The following is a 25,623-nucleotide window of genomic DNA, read 5'->3' on the forward strand; positions in this document are numbered from 1 at the left end:
TATGTTCCCGATCCGTGATCACAACCCTTCGGGGCGCACGCCCTTTGTCACCTATGCGCTGATCGCGATCAACATCGCGGTCTTTCTCAGCACGCTTGACCTGAACCAATCGCCCCGCGCGCTGATGTCGTTCTACGCCAATTACGCGCTGGTCCCGGCCTTCCTGTCCGAAGGCTATGGCTATTCCGGGCTGGTCACCTCGATGTTCCTGCACGGCGGCTGGATGCATATCGCCGGGAACATGCTGTTCCTCTACATCTTCGGCGACAACCTTGAGGACAAGATGGGGCACGCGGGCTTTACCCTGTTCTATCTTGCCGCCGGTCTGGGCGCGGGGCTGATCCACTGGCTGGCCGATCCCTTTTCGGCCATTCCCACCGTTGGAGCCTCCGGGGCCATCGCCGGGGTCATGGGGGGCTATCTGCTGCTGTTCCCCAAGGCGCGCGTGGATATCCTGATCATCCTCATCATCATCTTCCGGGTCCTCCCGGTGCCCGCTTGGCTGATGCTGGCGCTTTGGTTCGCCATGCAGCTTTTGGGCGGGTGGAGCGAGCCCGCCGATCAGGGTGGCGTGGCCTACTGGGCGCATGTGGGCGGCTTTGTGGTGGGTCTGGCGCTAACGGTGCCGGTCTGGTTGCGGCTGGGCGGGCCCCGCTTCTGGACGCGCACCCACGGCCTGCCGCCGCATCCCGAAACCCGCTATGACACCAGCCGCAGCCGCGTGCCCCGCATCCAAAGCCGCAAAAGCCATTCCCAAGTCCCGAGGATTCGCCGGAAATGACCGACCCCCATACCGCCACCTGCCATTGCGGCGCTGTCGAATTGCGCGTCCGCCTGTCGGACGGCACCAATACCGCGCGTCGCTGCGATTGTTCATACTGCCGGCGACGCAGCGCGGCGGTCGTTTCGGCCCCGCTGGACGGGATCGAGGTGGTAAAAGGCGCGGAAAACCTGACGCTTTACAGCTTTGGCACCCACACCGCCCAACATCATTTCTGTAAGACCTGCGGGATCTACATGTACCACCGCCGCCGGTCGAACCCGAACGAATACGGTGTGAACCTCTATTGTATCGCGGGGATGGAGCCGACTGAATTTGAGCCGCTGGCATGGCACGACGGCGTCAATCACCCGTCCGACACCTGAGGCGACAGTGACCACCGTCCCGGATAAAGCCCGGGACGGGGTCACAAAACGCTCAGTCGTCGCGCAGAAGTTTGGCGAAGCCTTTGAAGATATCGTTGTTGGCGCACAGGATGCTGCCGCTTTCCAGCGGGTCTTGCCCTTCGCGCACGCCCTCGATCAGCGCGCCCGCTTCCTTGGCGATCAGGTAGCCCGCAGCGGCATCCCAGATCTGCAACTCACGCTCCCAATAGCCCTCGTAGCGACCTGCCGCCACATAGGCGAGGTCCAGCGCCGCAGAGCCAAAGCGCCGCACACCGGCGCATTCCGGCATCACCCGCGCCAGATCCTTGAGCGTGGCAGGCAGGGTGCGCTTGGCGGCAAAGGGGATACCCGTGGCAAAAACCGCCTCGATCATCTTGCGACGACCGGATACGCGCAGACGCTTGGAATCGTTCAGCCAGGCACCCGTGCCGCGTTCAGCATAGAACATCTCGTCCTTGGCGGCGTCAAAGACCACCCCCGCCACGATTTGCCCTTTATGCTCCAGCGCGATCGAAATCGCCCAGTGCGGCAGCCCGTGCAGAAAGTTGGTGGTGCCATCCAGCGGATCGACGATCCAGCGGCGGGTCGGGTCCTCACCGGGGGTCTCACCGCCCTCTTCGCCCAACCAGCCATAGGTCGGACGCGCGCCCATCAACTCTTCCTTGATGATACGCTCAGCCTCGATATCGGCGCGGCTGACAAAATCGCCCGCACCCTTCATCGAGACCTGTAGGTTCTCGACCTCGCGGAAGTCCTTGACCAGCGACCGCCCCGCCTTGCGCGCCGCCTTCATCATGATGTTCAGATTCGCGCTGCCCTGCATGGCTCGGCCCTTTTCTCAGGTCACAAAAAGCAATCAGGCCGCGCGTATACGCGGCCCGACCATGCTTGCCAAGGGGCAGGCCGTCTTAGCGATAAACAACGCCCTTTTCACCGACCACCATCTGCGGCGTGTAAGAACGGCGCTTGGTGCCCGGGTGGTTGTAGTACGCCCCCGCATTCGGCGTGCCACAGCAGACCACGCCCCCGGCCAGAACGGGCTGCAGGCCAGCGGGGCAATAATTCGCCGCCTTGTACTCATGCATGAGGAAGTTGGAATTCGGATCGTTGGTGCCGTCACCCATGTACATGTCGCCCCAGGCAAAAGCCGAGGTCGCGCTCAGGGCAATCGCCGTGGCAGCGGCGGTCAATATCAGTCGCATTTTGTCCCCCTAAAGACGAAGTAATACCCCTTAGGCTACCAATCCGCGCGCCCAAGTCAATTTCTTCGTGCGTTTTCGGAAGATTCTCCCGCTATCGGAGCATCAGATCAGTGTGTCAGGCCAAATTCTCAGGCCCATTTCTCAGGCCGGATTTTCTGGCCCACCGTCCTGCCAGTAAGCGCCCATAGCCACGATACAGGATTGCCCAGAGGCATAGGCAATCACCATGGTCCAGTCGCCGTCCGGGTCGGTCCAGATTTCGACGACCTCCTCGGGGCTGCGCAACCCGCTGGCGCGACGGGTGGTGCCAAACTGCTGAGTCAATTTCCGGGTCATCTGATCGGTCGGCGCACAGATCACCTCTGCGATAGGATTGGCCAGCGCAGGACCGCCCGCCAAACCGAAACAAAGACACAAGGAGATGATCCATCTTGCCATAGCCCAATGTAACAGGCTCATGACAACTGGGCGACAGATAATCGCCACGCACGCCCGGTCACGTCCGCGTGTCGGGGGCTATTGTACGACAGGCGCGCAGGTCATCTTGGACTCACCAGACATCTAGCCCCGGAGACCGCCATGAACCGCCTCACCCGCCGCGCCACCCTAGGCCTCGGCCTCGCCGCACCCGCACTTTTGTTGACCGGACGCGCCGCACTGGCCGCCGAGCCGGAAATCTACGCCGAAGCAGGCATTGCCATCGACGGATCAGACCCCGTTGCCTATTTCGCTAAAAACGGCCCGGTGCCGGGTGGGTCGGCGGATCATGATTGGAAAGGGGCGACATGGCGCTTTGCCACGCCGGACAACGCCGCAGCATTCAGGGCAGACCCAATGGCCTATGCGCCGCAATTCGGCGGCTATTGCGCCTTTGCCGCCTCGCGCGGCTATCTCGCGCCGACAATCCCGGAGGCCTGGACCATCCACAAGGGACAGCTTTTCCTCAACGCCAATCTGCGCGCCCGCACGCTGTGGCTACAGGACATCGAGGGCAATATCGCCAAAGGCCGGGCAAATTGGCCGGGTATTCTTGGCTGATCTCACAGGCGCAGCAGGTTGGCCTCAGGGCGCGGACATAAGCAGCGCCCGCACATCCTCTGGCGACAGGGGAAACAGGGGGCGGCCCGCGTCGAATAGCTGCCGCCCGACGCGTCGGTACGGAAGGAGGTCTGTGTTTGCCATGGAAAAGACATAGGCACCGCCCCGCGCGGTCAGAAGGGGAAACGCGCAACCGGCGCGCGACGGGCAAAGGCGCGCCCAATGCGCAAGCATAAGCACCGCAAAGCGCCCAAGACGGCATCACAGGGCAAACACCGCGCCGCACGATTACCCTTTTGTCAGCCGATCTGCCTTTTTACGCACCAGCACGGCGCGCAGATCATGCATGGCCAATAGCAGCGCGTCAGTCACCTGATCCAGTTGCTCGGGCGTGGCCCGCGCCTGCGCCCATTGCGCCGTCAGGTTCAGGTGATCCACCGCCCGGTGAATGTCATCCAGTTCCCGCATGGCCAGCAGCGCCTGACGCGCCTCCATCCAAGCGCGGATTTCTTCCGCCTCCCCCGGCGAAAGCGCGCGGTCGCCGTGGGCCTTGATCTCGCCCTTGTTGACGTTCACGACGGCGATCTGTTCCATCTCGATCCGCCGCTGGCGGTTCTCGGTGTCGACCCGGTAGACCATCGCGCCGTTCTCACGCACACGGAAATAGAACTCCGGCAGTTCGTGGGTCATGACAGACCCGCACAGAACCGCTCTATCCGGTCGCAGGCATCCGACAGTGCCGCATCCGACGCCGCATAGCTGACCCGGAAATGCGGGCTCAGCCCAAAGGCTGCGCCAAAGACCACCGCAACGCCCTCTTCCTCCAGCAGCGCGGTGCAAAACGCCTCATCGCTGTCAATCAGACGACCCCCGACCGAGGTCTTGCCAAGGCAGCCCGCCACGGACGGATAAACATAAAACGCCCCTTCCGGCACCGCACAGGTGATCCCCGCGCAGCCGTTCAGCCGCGCCACCACAAGGTCGCGACGACGGGCAAAGGCCGCCGCCCGCTCTGCCAGAAAGTCCTGCGGCCCGTTCAGTGCCTCGACCGCTGCCCACTGGCTGATCGAACAGGGGTTGGTGGTGGACTGGCCCTGCACCTTGCGCATGGCCGCGATCAGATGCTCAGGCCCGCCTGCATAGCCGATCCGCCAGCCGGTCATCGCATAGGCCTTGCTCACGCCGTTGACGGTCAACGTGCGGTCATACAGCCCCGGCTCTACCTGCGCGGGAGAAACAAATTCGAAGCCGTCGTAGGCAAGGTGTTCGTACATGTCGTCTGACATCACCCAGACATGGGGATGACGCATCAGCACATCGGTCAGCGCCTTCAGCGCGGCGCGGTCATAACCCGCGCCGGTCGGGTTCGACGGTGAGTTAAAGATGAACCACTTGGTTTTCGGCGTGATCGCAGCCTCTAGCTGGGCGGGCGTGATGCGGAATCCTTCGGCCTCGGCGCCCTCGACAATCACTGGCTCACCACCGCCCAGACGCACCATGTCGGGGTAGCTGACCCAATAGGGCGCGGGAATGATCACCTCATCGCCCGGATTCAGCGTCGCCATCAGCGCGTTGTACAGCACCTGCTTGCCACCGGTGCTGACGCTGATCTGCGACGGCGCATAGGTCAGCCCGTTCTCGCGCGCGAACTTGTCACAGACCGCCTGTTTCAGTTCTGGAATGCCGTCCGGCGCGGTGTATTTCGTTTTCCCCGCCTCGATTGCCGCAATTGCCGCAGCCTTGATGTTGTCGGGTGTGTCAAAGTCCGGCTCGCCAGCGCCCAGTCCGATGACATCGCGCCCCGCCGCCGCCAGTTCGCGCGCCAGTTGCGTCACGGCCACCGTCGGGGAAGGTTTCACACGGGCCAGCGTTTGCGACAGAAAAGACATGGGGGGCCTCGTTGTTTGAAACTCTGCCAGCCCTGTCATAGTTTGCGCCCGAACGGCGTTCAAGCGGCTTCGCCTGAAAGGAAAGACCATGAACGACACAACTGACTGGTACGGGCCCGAGACAGCGACTTTCGGTGACCGCCTCGCCGCGGCCCGTGAGGCGGCGGGCATGACGCAAGAGACATTGGCCAAGCGGCTTGGGGTCAAATTCAAGACCGTTCAGGCTTGGGAGGATGACTTTAGCGAACCGCGCGCCAACCGCCTGAACATGCTGGCCGGTGTGCTGAACATCTCCATCGTCTGGCTGATCACCGGTGAAGGCGACGGCCTGCCCGATCCTTCCGATGAGGACGCCCTGACCCCCGACGTCAACGCCATCCTGACAGAGATCCGCGCCCTGCGCGGCCAGTTCCGCGCGCAGGCGGACAAGCTGGGACGGTTGGAAAAGCGCCTGCGCAGCGTGCTCAAGGAGAACGTCTGAACATGACAGCCGCGCCTGCCGAATCCCGTGAAACCCGTCTGCGGAGGCTGCACATGCGCTCGATGCGCCGGGGCACCAAAGAGATGGACATTCTGCTGATCCGCTTTGCCGGGGCGCGGCTGCAAGAGATGGACGCCTCTGCGCTGGACGCCTACGAGGCGCTGCTGGAAGAAAATGATCAGGACCTGTACCAGTGGATTTCCGGTCAGGCCCCGGCACCAGAGGTCCATGCACCGCTTGTGGCCGAAATCGCCCGAGTCGCCGCAAACGGTTGATCATGCGGAATGAATTTGGCCTTGGCCTGCTGTCCGGGACCGCCCGATAGCTTTAAAACGGTCTCGGGCGGACACCACCCGCCCGGTAAGAATGGTTAATCAACCTACGGAAATTACTAGAATTTTCCGGGTCTTCTCGTCGGTTTAACCCGATATTTGCGTTTATCCTTGAATGCTCCGTTGCAAAGAAAAACAGGCGGAGAACGAAATGAGCATTCATTCGTCCCTGAACCAGGGGCCAGGACAAGGCTTCATGTCGAGTTATCTGGATGCGTTGAGTCTGGTGGAACGTCTCCACCGTTTGCTGCTCGACGTCATCAAGGATGAGTTCGAACGGGTCGGCATCATCGATGTCAACGCAGTACAGGCCCTCTTGCTGTTCAACATCGGCGAGAATGAGGTAACAGCGGGCGAACTGAAAAGCCGCGGCTACTATCAGGGCTCCAACGTCAGCTACAACCTCAAGAAGCTGGTCGAAATGGGGTATATGCACCACCAGCGCTGTGAGATCGACCGCCGCTCTGTCCGGGTGCGGCTGACCCAGCGCGGGCGGGAGATCAAGGACATCGTCGGAGAGCTGTTCTCGCGCCATGCGGACGGTCTGCAAAGCAAGGCGGTTCTCTCGGTCGATGCCATTGATGAGATCACGACGGCGCTGCGCCGGGTCGAACGCTACTGGACCGACCAGATCCGCTACATCTACTGACCTGCGCCGGCCCCACGGGGCCGGGTGCCCGCAATGGGACGGCGGCCGGGGCGATATGTACCGCAGGCGTTTGGGCAGCCCCCCCGCCGCCCTCTTGGCGGGACTTCATAGCCCCCTCACCGCGCTGAGACGGCCAGAACCTGCAATTCGCGTTTCAGCTTGCGCACCATGGCAGCCTCGAAGGCCTCAAAGCCAAGGGCCGTCTCGACAAAGGCCTCTGGCCCCGCGATCACATAGGCCCGGTAATACGACGCCAGCGCGCCGATCCCGTCCGCATCCTCCGATGCGCCGATCACCAGGCCGTTGATCGTGATTCCTCCGGGGCGCACGTCCTGCGGGCGCGGCCCGGTGTTTGACAATCCGTCCCCCGACAGGTCCAGCACCCGCCGCCAGCAGCCCGCCTGCTGGCCCAGCAGCGCCGCGCCAAATCCCTTGGCCGCGCCAATTGCGGTTGACCGTTCCATCGGCATTCGCGCCGTGCCGCGCAACCGCGCCGCGATTTCGGCCACATCCGCCGGACCCACGACACTCTGCCACGGCACAACCAGCCGCTGCGCGCCCGGTCCGCTCCATTCGAATACCGCCAGTGCCACCGGAACCTCGGGCATCGCCAGAAAGGCTGCGACAACCTCGGGGTCTTCCAGCGCGCCTGCCAGCCCGTCCAGTTGCAGACGGTATTCCCGCGCATCGACCGATCCGGATACGTCCAGCCCCAGCGCCAGCGCCTGACGACAGCCTGCCTCGGCACCCGCTCCCCAGAGCGCAAACAGCGCCAAGGCCATCATGCCCCTCATCCCGGCCCCGCCGTCGCTTCCGGCACCGCACCCACGATCCGGTCATGGATTTCGCGGTACAGCTTGCGGATCATTGCCCGTTCATAGCCCTCATAGCCCTGCGCGGTCTCGATAAAGGCCCCCGGTCCGTGCAGCACCTCGAATTCAAAGTGATCCACCACCGAAGGGTCCGCGCCCAGCACCGCCAGCGCGTTCACCGTGACGCCGCCAAAGGGAAAATGCCGATACGCCAGTTGCGGCCAAAAGCCGTCATTGGTGATCCCGTCGCCCGACACGTCGATCACCCGCCGGTCACAGTCCGGCGCGGCCTCCATCAATGTCGCCCCAAAGCCCAGCGCATAGCCCAGCGCGGTTGGATAGCGCCGATAAGACCGCTCTGCCGAGCGCAGCCGCGCGGCCACCTCGGCAATGTCCGCAGCGCTCGACATCAGGACCCAGTCCTGAATCACCTTCGACTGTCGCCGCCCGCTCCACTCATAGGCCGCCAGTGCCACGCCCCCGCCCCCCTGCAGAATCGCGCCCTGCACATCGGGCGACATCAGCGCCGCCGCCAGCCCGTCACGCTGCAAGATATATTCGGCCTCATCGACGGAGGAAGAGACATCCAGCGCCAGCAACAGCGCCAGCCGACAGGCCGCCTCGGCCCCAGCCGGAAACAGGGCCGCCCCAAGGGCGACCCCGAAACGGACCAAACCGGTCACCAGTGTCCCGTGTTGCCCATGCTGGTCCAAGGCTCCGCAGGGGCCAGCGCCGCGCCTTCCTGCAACAGTTCGACCGACACATTGTCGGGCGACCGGACAAAGGCCATCCGCCCGTCACGCGGCGGGCGGTTGATCGTCACGCCATTGTCCATCAGGTGCTGGCAGGCCGCGTAGATGTCGGGCACCGAATAGGCAAGATGGCCGAAATGCCGCGAATCGGACGGCAATCCGTCATCCCCGTCCCAGTTGTAGGTCAGCTCGACCGGGCAGTCCTCTTGCCCGGGGGGCGCCATGAACACGAGGGAAAAGCGGCCCTCTTCGCTTTCGATCCGGCGGGTCTCTTTCAGACCCAGCAATTCATAGAACGCCATTGAGGCTTCGAGGTCCTTCACCCGGACCATCGTGTGCAGGTACTTGACTGCCATGTTCTTCCTTCCGGCAAACGCCGTCATTCAAAAGACCGATTTCAGACCCAGCCGCAGGTCGGTGCCGCGGGTCTCGTAGATGGTATAATTGGAACTTCGGTCGCGGAAGGAAACCCCGATCTCGGGGGCAAAGCCATAGTAATCGAATTCCGGCAACAGAACGTTCACCGAAACCGACAGTTCGGTGTCCCGTCGCGGGGTCACCCAAAAGCTGGACGGTCCGCGGTCATAATCGGTGACTTCCCATGCCAACGTCAGGCGCGGCAACATGCCTTTGACCGGCTTGCCCAGCCCGTAACTGATCGCCGCGCGCGCGCTTTCGCGCGCCACCAGACGCGATTCGGACGCCGTGTCCGTCATCTGTAGATCCAGACCCAGCGCCGCCTTGCCGAACCGTTTGGTCAGCGTCACGCCAATCTCGCGGGTCTGATTGTCGCGCAGGCCCACGTCATGACGCACCTCGGTCTCATAGGCAAAGCGCGCCACCCCGGTCAGCCCCGGCACCAGCATCCGGCCATAGCTGAGGTCCAGCCGCGCGGCATCCGCATAGGGCACCCCCCCCAGCCAGTGCCGCGACAGCGACAGTTCCGATTTTCCCAACCACGACCCGTCCGCCCCGCGCGCCTCATAGCCAAGGCTCAGCGCCAGCGCGTCCTGCCGGTAATCGCCGTTCCGAACATCCGGCACCTTGTCCCGCGCCTCACTGGAAAAGCGCACACGCTGCATCTCGACCGAGGCCCCAAGGTTCAGCCGCCGGGTCTCGCTCAGCGGCACCCGCCGCAGATAATCCGCCCCAAAGACAAAGCGTTCGCCCGACAGCGGCACCGCCGAGGGGTTCACAAACGGCAACCCGCCAAAGGTAAAGCTGTTGCTCTTGGGCGCACCGTTCAGGTTGTCTGACGGCTCCACCGACATATCCAGCGACAACCGCCAAGGCGTCTGCCGTCTCACATGGCGAAAGTCGCGCACCGCCACCGCGCGCAATTGGTCATCCGGGGCGATCTGCGCCGCGCGCCGCAGCCATAGCTGCGCCACCCCCGGCTGGCCGCCAGTGGACCGCGCCTGCGCCATCAGCAGCGCGGCAAAGAACCGCGACCGCTCATCATCGCTCTGGGCAAAGGCCTGCCGCGCCACTGTGGCCGCCTCCTGCGGGCGGCCAAGCGCACGCAGCGCGCGGGATTTCATCATCAGCGCCTGCGTGTCCCCCGGCGCGCCCAGCAGCACGCCATCGGCCAGCACCAGCGCCAGTTCCGCCTGCCCCGCCATCAGCGCCCGCGCCGCAGCGCCGCGCGCCTCGTCGATGCTCATCCGGACCTCGTCGGCCTGCGCGGCCTGCGGCATCAGCCCCGCCGCGCAAACCGCAAGCACCAGCGCCAGCCACCGTGCGGTCCGAAGGCACGCGCCAAGGCGCATCGCTGCCTCAGGGACGCGTCGCAATGAAGCCGCCGACCTCACGGACCTCTTGCGTGATGAATTCACCCGTGCCCGGGTCGATGCCCACCGGCCCCTGCCCTTCGACCACCACGATGCCCACAACCTCTTCGCCATTCGGTCCCGCGAACAGGCCCGACCAGCTGCCGGATTGGGTCACTTCGCCGTCCGACCGCACCGCGCTCGCATCCGACGAACTGATCGTCCAGGTGTCAAAGTTGATCTCTGCCGTGGCCAGCGACAGGAAATCCGCGCGGCTCAGGTCCGCGATATTCACCCCGTTGGCGTCAAAGAACTCGCGGCTGACGATCAATCCTTCGACCGCGCCGGACACGTCGAAATCCTGAATGTCCACGTCGATCAGCGACACGCCAGAGACATACTCGATCCGTGTGTCGTTGAGGTCGTCGTCCACCACCGTCCGCACAGCTGCATATTCGCCGGTGAAGACATAGGAATCATTGGTATCCGGCAAGGCGCCATCGCCGCTCAGCCGCTTGGCCGCCGCGCCGCCAAAGCCGAACGACATATAGCGGCCTGATCCGACCGCGCCGACCTCGCTAAACCCCGTGACCGACCGCCGGAACACCGCAAAATACTGCTGTGTTGCCCTTGGCCCCGCCGCATTGCGGTAGGCGTCAAAGCCGGTTGTCGCCAGCGCCGCACTGGGCGCGGCGTTGCGGGTATAGACGTTTTCGCCCGCCACAACCTTGTCACTGTCAAAGGGTAGGTTGTTGAAAACCAGTTCCCCGGTGTCCGGGTCAAACGCCATCTCGTTGACCTTCAGGTCGTCGGACGCGTTCTTCAGCTCACTGGTGTACAGGTTGTCGGGATCGGGATCGGCATCCGGGTCCACCGTGCCGCCATCCACGGCATCCGGTTCCGCGATCAGGGGTTGCGCGCCGGTGCCGATACCGGAACTGCCACCGCTGGTCAGGCTGGCCGGATCACAAGCGGCAAGGGCGCTCGCCAATGCGAGCGCTACGATAGTGCGATACATGAAACTGCCTCTGGTTTAGTCTTTTATTTTGTCCACAGGGTGCGCAGCGCCTGTCCAAAAGTCAATCGCGGGCAGCCCCACCCGCCCGGATGTGCGGCATAATCATCCCACACCCCCCGCTTCCGCCCCCTTGCCAAATGCCGTATCCCAAGGGCACCGACACCCGGAGAGGCCCACCATGCAGCAATATCTAGACGCCCTGCGCACCGTTCTGGACCACGGTCAGGACAGCTCTGACCGCACCGGCACCGGCACCCGCAGCTATTTCGGCCTGCAATGCCGCTATCCGCTGGCCGAGGGCTTTCCCCTTGTCACAACCAAGAAACTGCACCTGCGCAGCATCGTGCATGAACTGCTGTGGTTTCTCTCCGGCTCGACCAACATCCGCTATCTTCAAGAAAACAAGGTCCGCATCTGGGACGAATGGGCGGATGAGAACGGCGACCTTGGCCCGGTCTACGGCCACCAGTGGCGCCACTGGCCCGGCCACAAGGGGACCATTGACCAGATCACCACGCTGCTGGACCAGATCAAGACCACGCCCGATTCACGCCGCCTGATCGTCTCGGCGTGGAACCCGGCGGATGTGCCCGACATGGCGCTGCCGCCCTGTCACACGCTCTGGCAGGTGCGCATCCTTGGCGGCAAACTGCACCTGCAACTGTACCAACGCAGCGCCGACATGTTCCTTGGCGTGCCGTTCAACATCGCCTCTTACGCGCTGCTGCAAGCGATGCTGGCCCATGTCACGGGGTATGAGCCGGGCGATTTCATCCATTCCATCGGCGACGCGCATATCTATTCCAACCACATGGATCAGGTGGCCGAACAACTCTCCCGCACGCCCCGCCCCCTGCCCGCGCTGGAGTTCACCCGTAAGGTCACCGACCTGTTTGACTTCCGGTATGAGGATTTCGCCTTTCCCGGCTATGACCCCCTGCCCGCCATCAAGGCCCCCGTGGCCGTCTGAGGAGTTCCCACATGATCACCCTCATCGCCGCCCACGACCGCAACCGCGCCATTGGCAAGGACGGCGACATCCCGTGGCACATCCCCGAAGACCTCGCGATGTTCAAACGCGAAACCCTCGGCGGCGCGCTGATCATGGGCCGCCGCACGTGGGAGAGCCTGCCGTTCAAACCCCTCCCCAAACGCCTGAACATCGTGGTGTCCCGCGATACGTCTTTGCATGAGCATGTGGTGGGATCGGTCGAAGAGGCCATCGCGCTGGCACAATCGCTTGGCTATTTCCGAGTCTATGGCATCGGCGGGCAAGGGATTTACGAGGCCATGCTGCCGCTGGCGCATCGGTTGTTGATTACCGAGGTGGATATAGAGGTCGAGGGCGCGGATGCGTGGTTCCCGGAGATTGGGGAGGGGTGGCGGGAGATCGGATATGAAATGTTGCAAGCACTGGAGCCTCGGTGTGTACTAAAAGAGAGTATTTCCTAAGCCGTAATTTTTCGCGACAGAGGTGAACCATGGATGTGTATGAGCCTGGCGGCCGGGCACTTGGAAAAATCCACAGAGCTGCAAACGACAAAAAGTATTTTTGCTACTTCACAGGATTTTTGGAAGGGATTGTCGCCAGCGGAACAATCGAACAAGGCGAGGTCGAACCACTTATCGCTCAATGTGAAGATTTCATCTTGAACGTTAGCGACAATGATGCGAGCGATATATTAGAGGATTTCAAAGCTGATCTTCTAGAGCATGCAGCCCTAGTTGATGCGGCGATTTATCGGCTGAGAGAAATTGACTCGCAATGTTCAAAAAGCGCATCCAATCGCTTCCTTGGATTCTGCGCTGGAATTTCATGTGACGGCATCATTACAAATGAGGAAGCCGAAGTCCTCGCCCAAAAATTTGAAGAAAGCCCTTCGCTGTCCGAAGATACGATTTCTCGCAATCTACGAAATATCTGCACTGAAGCGCTTGATGATGGTATCATAGACTCTGAGGAATCTCTCGAAATTTGCGAAGCAATTTCCCGTCTAATTGGAGACGCTTACTCTGACACAGGCATTTCTGAATTGGGGAACACCCCTGTCTTTGACTATTTCTCCATTTGCTCTGCAATCGATTCATTGGTTGGTGCAACCGCGGTACTCACAGGCAACTTCTCCATAAGGCCACGACGCATCTTGGAAGATGGCCTGAGAGAACGCGGCTGCCAGATAACCAAGAGCGTTAGCCGGAAAACTGATTTTGTCGTTGTTGCAACTGAAGCGTCCCGCGACTGGGTACACACACATAAAGGAACCAAAATTATAAAAGCGTTTAAGTTACGTGAAGAAAATAGTTTACCTCGTTTCGTTGACGAAGCAGATTTGCTCCGCGCATTAAACCTCCGCTAATCTAGAAAATGGTTTCTGCGGGGCTTCCAAAACACCACCCCGATCACGCGCCAAACCAACGCCCCGCATACCCACCTTCTCCATAAATCCGCATTGCCGCGCCACACTCACCCCCCGTCCCGGACTTGATCCGGGACCTCTGACCACCCCTCCCCCACATCCCATGCGCATGCTTTGTGCATCCTCTGTGCATGACTTGTGCCTGCCCCTTTTCGCCCCCCGCCCGCTCTGCCATACTCGCCGCAAATCAATCAGAACAAACCGAGCACGCACATGGCCGACGACCTCCTCAAAGCGACCGAAGTCTCCACCTATGACGCCTCCTCCATCGAGGTGCTTGAGGGGTTAGAGCCCGTCCGCAAACGCCCCGGCATGTACATCGGCGGCACGGATGAGCGCGCCCTGCACCACCTTGTCGCCGAGGTGCTCGACAACTCCATGGATGAGGCCGTCGCCGGGCACGCCAACCGGATCGAGGTTGCCCTGCTTGCCGATTACTCCATTGAAATCAAGGACAACGGGCGCGGCATCCCGATCGATCCGCACCCCAAGTTCCCCGGCAAATCCGCGCTAGAGGTGATCCTGTGCACCCTGCACGCGGGCGGCAAATTCTCGGGCGACGCCTATGAAACCTCTGGCGGTTTGCACGGCGTCGGCGCGTCCGTCGTCAACGCGCTGTCCGACTCGATGGTCGTGCAGGTTGCCAAGAACAAGGAACTGTATGAGCAGCGGTTTTCCCGCGGCATCCCCCTTGGCCCCGTCGCGCAAATCGGCAGCGCCCCCAACCGGCGCGGCACCACCGTCACCTTTCACGCCGACGAAGAAATCTTTGGACATCATAGGTTTAGGCCCGCCCGCCTGTTCAAGATGGTCCGCTCCAAGGGCTATCTGTTCTCCGGGGTCGAAATCCGCTGGAAGTCCGAAATCGACGACGGCGAAACCCCCAAAGAGGCGACCTTTCACTTCCCCGGCGGCCTCTCGGACTATCTGACCGAAACGCTTGGAAAATCAAGCACCTACGCCGACAAACCCTTTGCCGGAACCGTCGATTTCAAGGAAAAATTCAACACGCCGGGCAAGGTCGAATGGGCCATCAACTGGACGCCTGCGCGCGACGGGTTCATCCAATCCTACTGTAACACCGTCCCCACGCCAGAGGGCGGCACGCATGAGGCGGGCTTTTGGGCCGCGATTCTCAAGGGCATCCGTGCCTATGGCGAGCTTGTAAGCAACCGAAAAGCCTCACAAATCACGCGTGACGACCTGCTGACCGGCGGCTGTGCCCTCGTGTCCTGCTTTATCCGCGAACCGGAATTTGTCGGCCAGACCAAGGACCGCCTTGCGACCACAGAGGCGCAGCGCCTTGTCGAAAACGCCGTCCGCGACCATTTCGATAACTGGTTGGCATCAGACACAAAATCCGCCGGCGCGATCCTCGATTTCCTTGTGCTGCGCGCCGAGGAACGCCTGCGCCGACGGCAGGAAAAGGAAACCGCCCGCAAGTCGGCCACCAAGAAACTGCGCCTACCGGGCAAGCTGACCGATTGCACCAACAAGAATCGCGAAGGCACCGAAATCTTTATCGTCGAGGGCGACTCGGCCGGTGGTTCAGCCAAAGGCGCGCGGTTCCGCGAGACACAGGCGCTGTTGCCGCTCAAAGGCAAGATCCTGAACGTGCTGGGGGCCGCGTCGAACAAACTGACCTCAAACGCAGAGATCCGCGATCTGTGTGAGGCGCTTGGCGTCAGCCTTGGCACCAAGTTCAACATCGACGACCTGCGTTACGAAAAGGTTATCATCATGACCGACGCGGACGTCGACGGCGCGCATATCGCGGCGCTGTTGATGACGTTTTTCTACACCCAGATGCGCCCGCTGATCGACAACGGGCACCTCTATCTGGCCTGCCCGCCGCTGTACCGGCTGACGCAGGGGGCCAAACGCCTCTACGTGGCCGACGACGCCGCCAAAGAGGCCGCGATGGCCAAGGGTCTGGGCGGCAAGGGTAAAATCGACGTACAGCGGTTCAAGGGCCTGGGGGAAATGGACGCCAAGGACCTCAAAGAGACCACGATGGACCCGTCCTCGCGGACCCTGATCCGCGTGACCATCGACGAAGACGAACCGGGTGAGACCAGCGATCTGGTCGAGCGTTTGATGGGCAAAAAGCCGGAACTGCGCTTTCAGTATATTCAGGAGAACGCGCGGTTTGTGGAGGAGTTGGATGTTTGAGTGGATTATTCAATGACCGATGCAAATTGCAAGTCGCCTCATGTCGGCAAACGACTGGTCCGTTCCTCTGTTATCGGCGCGCTTGTCGGATCCGTCGTGATCTCTGGTCTATTGGTTCTTACCGCAGGGCTTGACGGCATGATGCCAACCAAAGCCGAATACCAAGCTGTTTTTCCCGACCATGACTATACGAGGTACGTTGTTAACTCTATTCTCAATTTGCTACCGAGTGCCGCCCTCGCCGGAGCGGTCGTTGGTGCTTTAATTTCAGTGGCCCGGTGGGCATTCTCGAAATGAATTGAGCTTCGGTTGCAACAAACCAATGGCAACCAGAACGGCCAGGACGATTGCACGCTCTGGCGCAGCCCCCCGTAGGCCGGGCTTCAGCCCGGCAACCCCCCCAAACAATATTTTCACCCTCCCCCTTCCGCCATCTTGCGCGTCCCCAAAGACACCACACATCTCATCTTGCATCCCGCAAGATGCCTCACCGGTGTCATCGCCCTGCCCCACGTCAGGCAACCCTGCCCCCTCTGAGCGTCCAAACCCCCGGCCCCCGCGCCGGTTCGTGCCGAAAGAGGAAGTCCCATGTCCAAGGAAAAGAGCCGCGGTAACCGCGAAACCAAAAAGCCCAAGAAGGAAAAGGTGAAGGTGCTGGCCACCGCGAACAACAACATCGGCAAAGAGCCGGTGATCGCGGGCAAGGCAATCGGCAACAAGCTGTCCGGCAAACCTGCCGGCAAGCCTTCGGGCAAACCGGGCGGCAAGGCCCCCCACGCCGCCTGATCCCCCAAGGCTTGACTGGCGCGGTCCCCTGCGGCCCTGACAAGGGGCCGCACCCGCGCCAGCAGGATGCGCACACCCCCATCGCTGCCGTCAAAATGGGAGTATGACGAGTCCACAAACTCCTCCCGCAAAGCCGTCATTTCTTAACGATAAGTAAAACCGTCTCTGTAACCCATTGATTTTGCGTCATGGCATCTCTGTCCACGCGTGGACAGCCCTGCGCCCTCTTGCCAAGCGGCCTGCCCCCGGCCACTCTCCTGCCATGCGCCGTCTCGCCCTGTTTCTCCTGCTGATCCTCACCGCCTGCGGCCGTCCCCTGACGCCGAATGAGGCCGAATTTCTGCGGGCTTTTCACGGCGACGCCATCGACCCCAAAAAGGTGCGCGTGCTCGACGGCAACCCCGCCGGGTCGGTCACCTATAAAATTCCCGTCCGCCCCCGCACCACCTGTCAGGAACGGATCTGGCCGCCGCTCGACACGGCCAAAACCGTCACCGTCTCGCCCGCCGCGACGGTGCTGTTCAACAAGATCCTCTTGCGGGACGACATCTACCGGGCCGATTTCCTCAAGGGCTATCCCGACCAGATCGACCTCTTCGACGCCATGCTCTTTGCCCATGAGGCGACACATGTCTGGCAGTGGCAAAACCGCAAGCTGACCGGCTATCACCCGATCAAGGCTGCGCGTGAGCACGCCAACAGCAAAGACCCCTACCTGTTCGACACAGAGCAGAAGCGCGATTTTCTGGAGTTCGGATATGAACAGCAGGGCAGCATCGTCGAGGAATACGTCTGCTGCCGCCTGCTGGACCCGACCGCGCCGCGCACCTCGCGGCTGCGCGGCATGATCGGAAAGTACATGCCGGTCGACCGGCTGGACACTGCGATCGACCGGCCAAGGGTGCTGTTGCCGTGGAAGGGCGTGCAGACCGACGGCATCTGCCGCGCCTGACTCATTCGATCCGCTGGATCTCTTGCAGGTAGGCCACCAGATCGACAACCGGCTGTGAGGCCAGGATCGGCTGGCCTGCGGGGGTCTTCATAGGGACATCGAAGGACCCTTCGAAATAGCCGCCATAGACCGGCATGGGTGAGCCATGCGCCACCAGCGGATCGCGTCCGTCGATGCGCTTGACGACGCGCGCCACGGGAAAGACGCCGCCATTCTGGATCGACAGTTCGGTCAGTTTGGTTGGCGGGATCGTCAGTATCCCCGCCATCGGCCCGTCACCGCTGCCTTCCAGCCCGTGACAGGTGGCGCAATGGGTAAAGTAGTGCGAACGACCGATGTCCGCGTCCTGCGCAAAGGCAGGGGCGGCCAAGAGACAGAGCATGGCAAGGCGGGCGATCATGGGCGGTTCCTCCTGTTCCCAAACGCTGCGAGTTTGCCACGGCGATTCAAACCGGACCATGACGCGCATCAATATGGGCGAAACACCGGGGCGTGCTATCTTTTGCCCAAACGGAGGATGGTGATGCGCTGGATAATCCTTGTGGGGCTGGTCTGGGCCGGGGCGGCAATGGCTCAGGACACGGACCTTGAACTGGTGCTGCTGGCCGATGCCTCCGGCAGTATCGACCAGCGTGAGATCGCTTTTCAGCGACAGGGCTATGCGCAGGCGATAACCGACCCAGAGGTCTTGGCCGCCATCGCCAACACCGCCTATGGCAGCATCGCCGTCACCTATGTGGAATGGGCGGCCAATCAGGCCGTCGTCGCGGACTGGACACGGATCGACGGACCCGAAGCCGCTGCCGCATTTGCTGCTGCGCTGACCTCAAAACCGCGGCAGGCCTACGGGCGCAACGCCATTGGCGCGGCCCTTGTCGAGGCTTTGCGCCTGATGGACACAAATGAGTTCGACGGCTGGCGACGGGTGATCGATTTCTCTGGCGACAGCGTCAATTCCTACTCTGGCCCCCCGATCGCAGAGGCCCGCGAAAAGGTACTGGCCGCGGGGGTAACCATCAACGCACTGCCGATCCTGCGCCCCGGCGATCCGGGGCGTGCGCATTGCGGGCTGGAGGCGCGGTATCAGGAGATGATCATTGGTGGCCCCGGTGCCTTTGTCGTCACGGCAGAGACGCGAGATTCCTTCGCCGAGGCGGTGAAACGTAAGCTGATCCTCGAAATTTCGGGGACAATACCCGACGCCCGGACCCTCGCCCGCCGCTAGCCGTTTCTCAACTGACCGCCGTCAGGTGGGCCGCCGGGTGGCAGGCTTCTTGCGGCCAGGCAATAGGCGTGCCGTCACAGCGCAATTCCGCAAACCCCCGGCCAAAGCGGCGCGGATGGGCCTGCACCTGCAGGCTGCGCCCGTCCAGATCGCGAAAGGCCAGTCCGGCGCTGCGGTTGTCACGCTCCATCCGGTCGCGCAGCAGGTGCAGCGCGATAGCCTGTCCCAGACGCAGGTCCTGAATGTTCTCGGCCGGGAAAAAGCCCCCTGTCACGCAACGCATCAGCGCCACGTTGGAGGCAAGCCGATCCACTTGATCGTCCAGCGCCAGCGACGGGCCTCTTTCGCCCACCGCCTGCAACTGTGTGCGGGGCGAGGTATCAAAGACCGCCTTGAGCAATGTCGCCAAGGCACCAGCGACAATGGCGTGCGGGGCAAGGTCCGACGGGTTCAGGTGCTGCCGCTCAGGCCCGGCCAGCGGCAGGAACAGGCTGAGGTCAAAGCGTTGCGGTCCGCGACGCGCGCGGTTCGCGCGGCTGACCCAATGCAGCAGGTTGGGCGCGGCGCTGGCCAGTTCCTCGGCCGCCACCCGATAGACATCGCCTTGCCGACCGTGCCGTCCTTCTTCCTGAGCCAGCCAAACGGTCATCTGGGCCGCAGTCACCGCCGGGCGCGGCATCCGACCGGGACGGGATGCCTGTGTCCGGGCAAACTTGCGGGCCATCGCCTCTGCCTCGGCCATCAGCGAAAACAGGCGGGACCCGGTCCAGAGCGACGGCCCCGGCAAGCCCGCTGCCACGTCGACGCCCCGCGCCAACGCCACCAACGCCGCGTTGTGGAAGGGGCGCGCCGGCTGGGTCTGGTGCAGCGCCTCGGCCCGGTCACACAGGCTGGGATCCTGCGTCGCGCGCACCGGCCCCCATGGCAGACGCAGCCCGGCGCGGCTGTGTTCCGCACACCAACCGATCCATTCCGACATAGGGGCCCCTTCGGTTGGCCAGTTATCGGCGCCGTTCGGGTTGCGCGCGACCACATGGTCGCTGTCCCAAAGCGCCGACAGGACCGGTCCGCCGCCGCGCAGGGCCACGCCGCCACGCAGAAAGCTGTGCAGGGTCAGCTGACCTTCGCCGTTGCAGCGCAGCGCCCGACGCTGACACACCTCGTCATGCTGCGCATCTGCGGACAATGCGCCAGCGGCCGTCGTGACCAGCGTTTTGCCCGCATCGAACCAGCTGAGGTTGCGCAATTCACACAGCAGTTCATGCATGGTAAAGCGAGTGGCTCCGTCGATGCGCACAGCGCAATGCGGGTCCAGCAGCGCCTCGGCGCGCAAGTCCTGTACAAGACCCAGCGCAAAGAGTTCCGCCATATCGGCGGCCAGTTCCGGCGCCGAAAGGCAGGGTCCCTCTGGTACGGCGATGCGGTCGCGCACGGATCGCCCTGTGCCGCCCCCGTCGATCACGGCGAACCTCGTCACACCGCTGTTGCGTGTCATGGTCGTTCCCCCAAACCCAAAGTCTTCCGCCCAAAGTTGACGGTACGTTACCCGGACATTGCACAGCCTCCGTGAACGCATCGCAAATCCAACGCAAATCCGCCGTGACCCAGCCATGAAATGACGCGGCCCGGTCACGATTTCAGCAAACGCGAGGCGTAAATTCTTCGCAAACCGCCGACCACCCAGCGCAGGTTTCCTTGACCCGTCTCCGCAATTTCCCTTTTCTGGACCTGCGGAGTTTTTCCGCGCCGGATCAGGGGGATCATCATGGCACATGTCTGGACAGAGCCGCGCGGACACGCCTTTCGCGATGCCTATCTCGACTGGTCGCGCCTGATCGGGATGCGCCGCGACATGCTGCCCCCGGCGCGCCCAGATCGCGGAACGGAGTACGCGCCGGTCTTTGTGCGTCTGGTGCCGTCAGAGGATGTCGTTGCCGCCCGCAGCAGCCTGCGTGAACTGGTCGAGGACGGAGAATCGCCCTTTCTCATGGATGCGGTCGAACTGACGGCGCTGAAGGCCCGGATCGACCAACCGCAGGACTTGGCGGACCTGCCCGATGATTACATGGTCTTTCGCCGCGTCGGGACGCCCGACGGCGCGCAGGCGACCCTGTTCGAGGTGCTCGACAGCGGCATGCCGGTCCAGATCGACACCGCGGGCCCGCTGCCGGACCCGTCCGCGCCAGTGCTGCCCTCACCGCATCCCGGTCAGCCTATCGTGGCGATCCTTGACGACGGTATCGGTTTTTTGAACGCGCATTTTTGCCGGGTTGGTGCCGACGGTCTGCGCCGCACCCGGTTTCACGGCCTTTGGTTGCAGGCGCTGGAACAGCATGACACCCCTCCCAAAGGCACGCTGGCCGGGCGCATTCTGGGGACAGAGGACATCAACGGCCTGCTTGATGACGCGGATGAGCGCGCCAGCTATGCCGCGCTCAATACCGCGCTGTATCCTGGCCAGACCCGCGACGAGACCGGATTTGGCACCACGCACGGAACCCATGTTCTGGACCTTGCCGCCGGGGCCGATCCGGCGGATGCCAATGACCCTGCCCGCAACTGGCCGCTGCTTGGGGTGCAATTGCCACCGGAAAGCATCGACGACACCTCTGGCACGTGGTTCGAAAGCTATCTGGTCATGGGGCTGCGCTGGATTTTGCGGCAGGCGCGGCAGGTCGATGCGACCGCCCCAGTTATCGTCAATATCTCGCTCGGGGTGCTGGCCGGGCCAAAGGACGGCACCCGGTTCGTCGAATATCAGATGGCCCGCGAGGCGCGGCATTGGGAAGAGGTGACGGGCCAGCCCGTGCGACTGGTCTGGGCCTTTGGCAACAGCTATCGCAGCAGTCAGATCGCGCGCTGCCAACCGGGATCGGCCACACAAGAGATTGCATGGCGCGTCCAGCCGGACGACGAAACCGCAAGCTTTGTGGAAATCCATTGCCGCGACGGGGACTCGACCGGCATCGAGATCGGGTTGACCACGCCAAAGGGCTTGTCCTCCGGCCTTACCGCCCTGCAACCGGGTGAGATCCGCTCGCTGGAACGACCCGACGGTGCGGCGCTGGCGCGGCTTTATCACGTGCCCGCGCACCGTTTCGACGCGGATACAGAATGCGCGGCGCATTACGTTCTGGCCCTTGCCCCGACCCGGGGACAGAAGGCGGGTGAACCGCTGGCCCCCTGTGGCGCGTGGAGCGTATCGGTCAAGGGAGCGGCGGACATCTCATTGCAGGTTCAGCGCGACGATGCGATCCGCGGATCGGAGGCGCGGGGGCGGCAGTCCTATCTGGACCACCCTGCCGCCTATGATTGGGACCCGCTGCGCGCCGCCTATGTCGCGCCGGGCGCGGGGCCGATCACGGATGAAGGTTGCCATAACGCGTTGGTCACGACCGCATGTCGACAGCTTTTCTGCGTTGGCGCGGCGCAGCGTGCGGGGCATGCAGGCGGTCAAAGCATCGGACATTTCCGGCCCGCCGCCTATTCCGGCCACGGCGCGTCATGGTCCGTGCCGGGGCCAACCGTCGCCACAGTCATTGGCCTTGGCGCGTTTGCCGCAGGTGTCCGCGCGGCTGGCACGCTAAGCGGCAGCACCCGGCGTCTGGCCGGGACCAGCGCCGCAGCCGGACGAATGACACGTGCGCTTGCCCTGTCGGCGGATCGGATCACCGCCAACGCGTCAGACCCCGCGTCGACCAAACTGGACGATATCAACCCGGCGCTATTGGTCCTGATCGAAACGCCCGACGCGCGTCTGGGCGAGGCCGTGGTCGATCTGCCTGACCTCCTGCCCGCCTGCTGAGCAGCGCGCTGCTCAGCCCCGCGCGCTTACCATTCGTCCTTGGCCTCATCCCACATCTTGGCCAGCCAGCCGGGCACCAAACCGGGGGACAGCGACAGCGTGCCGGTCGTGATCTCTGTGGGCGTGTCCAACGCCTGCACCATGCGACCAAGGGTGAAATCGCCGTCATAACCGACACCGTGGAACACCCGCGTGCGGGTTTGCGTGGCCCCGTCCAGCAGGTTGATCAGCGCCTCTGCCACGGTCACGCCCAGCACGGCCCCTGCCATGCTGTCCGTCGGGAAATGCACACCCGCGACGGTCCGGTTCATCGCGATCCGTTCCGCGTGACGATACAGTTCGCTGCCCACCTTGATCTGTTCGACCGGATCGACCGGCGCGTTCAGGAACAACCGCGACAACAGGGTTGCGCAGGCAAAGGCCTCTGTCGCGTGCCCCGAGGGCCACGCGCCGTGCCCCGGCGTCTGGATCAGCGGTTGCACTTTGCGTGACATCGAGATCGGCCGCGCCACGTCAAATCCGTGTTTCAGCGGCATCTCGATCGACGTACACAGCCGCAGCATCGCCTGATTGAGCGCGAGGCTCCACTTGGTCGCGTCGGGCGCCATGTAGCCGACGAGGCCAAAAAAGCTTTGGATGTCGCCAGTCTGCATGATGATTTCGTTCAGCCTGTCGCCGCGCAAATCGGCGTAGGTGCGCAGGTAGTGCAACTGCTTGTCCGCAAGATGCGCGCTGGTCGGTGCCTCCAGCGTGACCAGAGCCGCACCGTTCAGCCCCACGGTGCCGGTTGCCGGTTTGTCCTTGGTGGCGCTTTCCAGCGTCACGCCGAACATCCCGTGCAGACAGGCATCCATCAGCCCCCGCCGTGGCCCCGTCGCCATCGCCTTGAGCGCCTCCCAACCACTGCGCCCGTCCTGTTTGGGGGTGCGGTCGGCGGTGCCGTCCCAATGGCCCACGGTCCCGTCCCGCGCCGTCCCCAGCGCCGCACTTGAGAACGTATTGTCCGGTCCTGCCTGCGAATTCTCCGCCGCCTGACTGTTCTGCGAATTTTGAGAATTCTGGGAGTTCTGCGAATTCTGGCTGTTTTGCGAATTCTGCGAGTTCTGTGAATTGTAGAGACCGGAGACAGGCATGGCATCCTCTTCTTTTTCGGGCCGATTTTTTGGCACTGCCCGTCACAGGTCAAAGCCTATCTGCTTTCACCTGCAAACATTTGCGAAAATTTCACGTCCGTTGCCGCCGCGTCACGGCAGTGCTAGCGTTCTTGGGACTTTGGGAAAAAGAATGAACCAGACGCACGCCAACAAGATCACCATCACCGTACTCGGGCCATTTCAGGTCCGGGATGCCGATGGTCTGGCCTTGCCACTCAAGGGGGCCAAGAACCAAGCGCTCTTGGCCATGCTGGCACTTAGCCCGGACATGGCCCGCCCGCGTCGCTGGCTGGAGGACAAACTCTGGTCGACATTCGGCCCCGAACAGGCCAGCGCGAACCTGCGTCAGGCCCTGTCGAAACTGCGCAACGTTTTGGGGGCTTCGTCGGACATCCTGAGAGCCGACCGCAGCAGCGTCTCTTTTGACCCCCGCGCCGTGACCGTCGATCTGCTCGAAGAAGTGGTGCCCGAGGATGACCGGGTCGAGCTATTGCAAGGCATCGACGTGCGCGACCCCGAATTCGAGGACTGGCTGCGGCAGGAGCGCGCGGCCCTGCAATCCAAGCTGGCCAAGGCCAGCCCTTCGGACAGCCGCGGCATCCTCATCAACTGCCGCGCTCTTACCGAGGACCCGGGCCGCGAACGGATGCTGGGAGAGGTGCTGTCCAACCAGATCGGCGAGAACATCGCCGAGCAGGTCCGCGCTTGGCGGCAATCCGAGGGCGACGGCCCGCTGCCTGAGAGCGCCCCGATCAGTGACGTTCAGGTCAGCACCCAGTTGATCCCGAACGGCGAGGGCGGGCACGCCCTGTTCATCAAGGCAACGCACCAGCCCAGCGCGCGCATCCTGTATTCCAAGCTACAACAGCTTGACCGGCTAGAGGATATTCTGTCGGCCGAAATCGCGGTGTCACGCACCGTCTTTGAGGCCGCCGACCAGATCATCGGCAAGCTGCCGCATGTGCTGGACAAGGACCGTCCTGAGACACGCTCCACCGCCTTGTCGCGGCTGGGTCTATACCGCATGTTTTCATTCGAAAAGGACGCCCTGCGAGAGGCTTATGGCCTGATGGATCAGGCGTTCAAGCGTGATCAGAACGGCATCTACCTTGCCTGGGCCAGCATGATCCGCCTGACCCAGATGATTGAAATGGCCGAAGCAGATCAAAAACCGCTATTGGATGAGGCCGTCGAATTGCACTATCGGGCGATGGAGCTCGCGCCCGACAACGTGCTGGTTCATGCCATCGTCTCCAAGGTACGTGGCACGGCTCTGGGCGACACGGCGGGGGTTCTGGACCTTGCCCAAAACGCGGTCGACCGAAATCCGGCCAGCGCCTTTGCGTGGAAATCCCTGTCGGAGGCGTTGATCCTGTCGGGCGATCTGGAGGGCGCTTTCACTGCCTCGGCCCGGGCCTGCCTGATCGCGCGCACCTCACCCTTCAAACATTTCTGGGACACCGGCCATTGCATTGTCGCCGTTGCCTGCAACCGTCCGCAAGAAGCAATAGAGGCGGGCGAGGCGGCGGTCAGATCGGCCCCCTTGTCGCGGCCTGCGCATCGGCATCTGCTGGCGCTTTATGCCCTCGAAGGACAGTTGGACAAGGCGCAGGCGGTGGCCGAAAAACTGGCCAAGATCGAACCGGGCTTTTCCCTCGACCGGCTGGTCAACGATGACAGCTACCCTGTCCGAACCCTGCGCAACAAGGGTATGCTGGAGCCGATCAAAGCCCTGCTTTGATCGACGCCCCGAGGAAATCAACAGGTATGCTTGTACGTTGAGGACCACCTGTGCCACCTCTCGAACGAACAACAATAAGGCGAAAGTGTGGCGACGCGCATTCGATTGTGGCCCAATCAGCGACAATTTCACGCGCATTTTCCAATAATTTGACCCACTGCGGCCCCAATTCCCAAGTCTAAGGAATGCGCGCAAGACGCCACGAATTGGGGCAGATCGAGGCGGAGCCGTGGATTTTGGCGACCGCTTCGGAAAAAGGTGG

General features: G+C 62.7%; 30 protein-coding genes. 16 read left to right on the plus strand and 14 right to left on the minus strand.

Annotated features, from left to right (window positions below; all coding sequences use genetic code 11):
- Position 1 precedes the first annotated feature (1 nt).
- Both VOI21_RS00975 and VOI21_RS00980 read left to right on the plus strand, forming a co-directional pair.
- Complete coding sequence (locus tag VOI21_RS00975) at positions 2-781, plus strand: rhomboid family intramembrane serine protease (protein WP_323766795.1); 780 nt, start codon at positions 2-4, stop codon at positions 779-781.
- A complete protein-coding gene (locus VOI21_RS00980; protein WP_323766797.1) occupies positions 778-1,146 on the plus strand; it encodes a GFA family protein in 369 nt (122 codons plus the stop codon). The genes VOI21_RS00975 and VOI21_RS00980 overlap by 4 nt, the downstream gene beginning before the upstream one ends.
- Positions 1,147-1,198: 52 nt before the next feature.
- Here the strand turns inward: VOI21_RS00980 and VOI21_RS00985 are convergent, their stop codons facing one another.
- The 3 genes from VOI21_RS00985 to VOI21_RS00995 form a co-directional block, all read right to left on the minus strand.
- A complete protein-coding gene (locus VOI21_RS00985; RefSeq protein WP_323766799.1) occupies positions 1,199-1,990 on the minus strand; it encodes an inositol monophosphatase family protein in 792 nt (263 codons plus the stop codon).
- Between the two features lie 85 nt (positions 1,991-2,075).
- Entirely contained in the window at positions 2,076-2,369 is a 294-nt protein-coding gene (locus VOI21_RS00990; protein WP_323766801.1) for a hypothetical protein, read from the minus strand.
- Positions 2,370-2,510: 141 nt separating this feature from the next.
- Entirely contained in the window at positions 2,511-2,705 is a 195-nt protein-coding gene (locus tag VOI21_RS00995; RefSeq protein ID WP_323766803.1) for a hypothetical protein, read from the minus strand.
- Positions 2,706-2,948: 243 nt separating this feature from the next.
- On the opposite strand from VOI21_RS00995, the gene VOI21_RS01000 reads away from it, so the two are divergent.
- Positions 2,949-3,407, plus strand: coding sequence for a YHS domain-containing (seleno)protein (locus tag VOI21_RS01000; protein WP_323766805.1), 459 nt, complete (start codon positions 2,949-2,951; stop codon positions 3,405-3,407).
- 288 nt (positions 3,408-3,695) lie between these two features.
- Here the strand turns inward: VOI21_RS01000 and VOI21_RS01005 are convergent, their stop codons facing one another.
- Together VOI21_RS01005 and VOI21_RS01010 are read right to left on the minus strand one after the other, a co-directional pair.
- Complete coding sequence (locus VOI21_RS01005) at positions 3,696-4,097, minus strand: hypothetical protein (protein ID WP_323766808.1); 402 nt, start codon at positions 4,095-4,097, stop codon at positions 3,696-3,698.
- Positions 4,094-5,296: a pyridoxal phosphate-dependent aminotransferase gene (locus VOI21_RS01010; RefSeq protein ID WP_323766810.1), complete on the minus strand. Its 1,203-nt coding sequence runs from the start codon at positions 5,294-5,296 to the stop codon at positions 4,094-4,096. Before VOI21_RS01010 ends, VOI21_RS01005 begins: the two co-directional genes overlap by 4 nt.
- A gap of 88 nt (positions 5,297-5,384) precedes the next feature.
- Here VOI21_RS01010 and VOI21_RS01015 point away from each other — a divergent pair, with 88 nt between their 5' ends.
- The 3 genes from VOI21_RS01015 to VOI21_RS01025 all read left to right on the plus strand — a co-directional run bounded on the left by VOI21_RS01015 (position 5,385) and on the right by VOI21_RS01025 (position 6,758).
- Entirely contained in the window at positions 5,385-5,777 is a 393-nt protein-coding gene (locus tag VOI21_RS01015) for a helix-turn-helix domain-containing protein (protein ID WP_323766812.1), read from the plus strand.
- Positions 5,778-5,779: 2 nt separating this feature from the next.
- A complete protein-coding gene (locus tag VOI21_RS01020; protein ID WP_323766814.1) occupies positions 5,780-6,052 on the plus strand; it encodes a succinate dehydrogenase assembly factor 2 in 273 nt (90 codons plus the stop codon).
- A gap of 208 nt (positions 6,053-6,260) precedes the next feature.
- Complete coding sequence (locus tag VOI21_RS01025; RefSeq protein WP_323766816.1) at positions 6,261-6,758, plus strand: MarR family winged helix-turn-helix transcriptional regulator; 498 nt, start codon at positions 6,261-6,263, stop codon at positions 6,756-6,758.
- Positions 6,759-6,874: 116 nt separating this feature from the next.
- Here VOI21_RS01025 and VOI21_RS01030 read toward each other — a convergent pair whose 3' ends face one another.
- The 5 genes from VOI21_RS01030 to VOI21_RS01050 are packed head-to-tail and all read right to left on the minus strand — an operon-like array spanning position 6,875 to position 11,109.
- Positions 6,875-7,543, minus strand: coding sequence for a DUF1194 domain-containing protein (locus VOI21_RS01030; RefSeq protein ID WP_323766818.1), 669 nt, complete (start codon positions 7,541-7,543; stop codon positions 6,875-6,877).
- A gap of 5 nt (positions 7,544-7,548) precedes the next feature.
- Positions 7,549-8,244, minus strand: coding sequence for a DUF1194 domain-containing protein (locus VOI21_RS01035; RefSeq protein ID WP_323768390.1), 696 nt, complete (start codon positions 8,242-8,244; stop codon positions 7,549-7,551).
- A gap of 5 nt (positions 8,245-8,249) precedes the next feature.
- Entirely contained in the window at positions 8,250-8,678 is a 429-nt protein-coding gene (locus tag VOI21_RS01040) for a VOC family protein (protein WP_323766820.1), read from the minus strand.
- Positions 8,679-8,705: 27 nt separating this feature from the next.
- Entirely contained in the window at positions 8,706-10,091 is a 1,386-nt protein-coding gene (locus VOI21_RS01045) for a surface lipoprotein assembly modifier (protein ID WP_323766822.1), read from the minus strand.
- A gap of 7 nt (positions 10,092-10,098) precedes the next feature.
- The gene (locus VOI21_RS01050; RefSeq protein WP_323766824.1) at positions 10,099-11,109 is read right to left on the minus strand and encodes a hypothetical protein; all 1,011 of its coding nucleotides are present in this window, start codon (positions 11,107-11,109) and stop codon (positions 10,099-10,101) included.
- Between the two features lie 178 nt (positions 11,110-11,287).
- Between VOI21_RS01050 and VOI21_RS01055 the strand changes: the two genes are divergently transcribed.
- The 7 genes from VOI21_RS01055 (at position 11,288) to VOI21_RS01085 (ending at position 17,436) form a co-directional block, all read left to right on the plus strand.
- Entirely contained in the window at positions 11,288-12,079 is a 792-nt protein-coding gene (locus VOI21_RS01055; protein ID WP_323766825.1) for a thymidylate synthase, read from the plus strand.
- Between the two features lie 11 nt (positions 12,080-12,090).
- Complete coding sequence (locus tag VOI21_RS01060) at positions 12,091-12,561, plus strand: dihydrofolate reductase (RefSeq protein WP_323766827.1); 471 nt, start codon at positions 12,091-12,093, stop codon at positions 12,559-12,561.
- A 29-nt stretch (positions 12,562-12,590) separates the two neighbouring features.
- Positions 12,591-13,466 carry a hypothetical protein gene (locus VOI21_RS01065; RefSeq protein ID WP_323766829.1) on the plus strand — a complete coding sequence of 292 codons (876 nt, stop codon included), beginning with the start codon at positions 12,591-12,593 and terminating at the stop codon, positions 13,464-13,466.
- Between the two features lie 273 nt (positions 13,467-13,739).
- The gene (gene parE / locus VOI21_RS01070; RefSeq protein ID WP_323766831.1) at positions 13,740-15,698 is read left to right on the plus strand and encodes a DNA topoisomerase IV subunit B; all 1,959 of its coding nucleotides are present in this window, start codon (positions 13,740-13,742) and stop codon (positions 15,696-15,698) included.
- Between the two features lie 12 nt (positions 15,699-15,710).
- A complete protein-coding gene (locus VOI21_RS01075; RefSeq protein WP_323766833.1) occupies positions 15,711-15,995 on the plus strand; it encodes a hypothetical protein in 285 nt (94 codons plus the stop codon).
- Between the two features lie 291 nt (positions 15,996-16,286).
- Positions 16,287-16,484 carry a hypothetical protein gene (locus tag VOI21_RS01080; RefSeq protein ID WP_323766835.1) on the plus strand — a complete coding sequence of 66 codons (198 nt, stop codon included), beginning with the start codon at positions 16,287-16,289 and terminating at the stop codon, positions 16,482-16,484.
- A gap of 262 nt (positions 16,485-16,746) precedes the next feature.
- Positions 16,747-17,436, plus strand: coding sequence for a hypothetical protein (locus VOI21_RS01085; RefSeq protein ID WP_323766837.1), 690 nt, complete (start codon positions 16,747-16,749; stop codon positions 17,434-17,436).
- A 1-nt stretch (position 17,437) separates the two neighbouring features.
- On the opposite strand, the gene VOI21_RS01090 is transcribed toward VOI21_RS01085, so the two are convergent.
- A complete protein-coding gene (locus VOI21_RS01090) occupies positions 17,438-17,836 on the minus strand; it encodes a c-type cytochrome (protein WP_323766839.1) in 399 nt (132 codons plus the stop codon).
- Positions 17,837-17,959: 123 nt separating this feature from the next.
- On the opposite strand from VOI21_RS01090, the gene VOI21_RS01095 reads away from it, so the two are divergent.
- The gene (locus tag VOI21_RS01095; RefSeq protein ID WP_323766841.1) at positions 17,960-18,661 is read left to right on the plus strand and encodes a DUF1194 domain-containing protein; all 702 of its coding nucleotides are present in this window, start codon (positions 17,960-17,962) and stop codon (positions 18,659-18,661) included.
- Positions 18,662-18,668: 7 nt separating this feature from the next.
- Here the strand turns inward: VOI21_RS01095 and VOI21_RS01100 are convergent, their stop codons facing one another.
- Both VOI21_RS01100 and VOI21_RS01105 read right to left on the minus strand, forming a co-directional pair.
- On the minus strand, positions 18,669-20,156 hold the full coding sequence (locus VOI21_RS01100) for a bromoperoxidase (protein WP_323766843.1): 1,488 nt from the start codon (positions 20,154-20,156) through the stop codon (positions 18,669-18,671).
- A gap of 134 nt (positions 20,157-20,290) precedes the next feature.
- Positions 20,291-20,428 carry a hypothetical protein gene (locus tag VOI21_RS01105; RefSeq protein WP_323766845.1) on the minus strand — a complete coding sequence of 46 codons (138 nt, stop codon included), beginning with the start codon at positions 20,426-20,428 and terminating at the stop codon, positions 20,291-20,293.
- Between VOI21_RS01105 and VOI21_RS01110 the strand changes: the two genes are divergently transcribed.
- The gene (locus VOI21_RS01110; RefSeq protein WP_323766848.1) at positions 20,427-22,466 is read left to right on the plus strand and encodes a hypothetical protein; all 2,040 of its coding nucleotides are present in this window, start codon (positions 20,427-20,429) and stop codon (positions 22,464-22,466) included. The two genes, VOI21_RS01105 and VOI21_RS01110, sit on opposite strands and share 2 nt — an antisense overlap.
- Positions 22,467-22,492: 26 nt before the next feature.
- Here VOI21_RS01110 and VOI21_RS01115 read toward each other — a convergent pair whose 3' ends face one another.
- Positions 22,493-23,599: a phosphatase PAP2 family protein gene (locus VOI21_RS01115; RefSeq protein ID WP_323766850.1), complete on the minus strand. Its 1,107-nt coding sequence runs from the start codon at positions 23,597-23,599 to the stop codon at positions 22,493-22,495.
- A gap of 151 nt (positions 23,600-23,750) precedes the next feature.
- Here VOI21_RS01115 and VOI21_RS01120 point away from each other — a divergent pair, with 151 nt between their 5' ends.
- Positions 23,751-25,361, plus strand: coding sequence for a transcriptional regulator (locus tag VOI21_RS01120; RefSeq protein ID WP_323766852.1), 1,611 nt, complete (start codon positions 23,751-23,753; stop codon positions 25,359-25,361).
- The last annotated feature ends 262 nt before the right edge of the window (positions 25,362-25,623 follow it).

The organism is Antarctobacter sp. (assembly GCF_034670325.1).
GTDB lineage: Bacteria > Pseudomonadota > Alphaproteobacteria > Rhodobacterales > Rhodobacteraceae > Antarctobacter.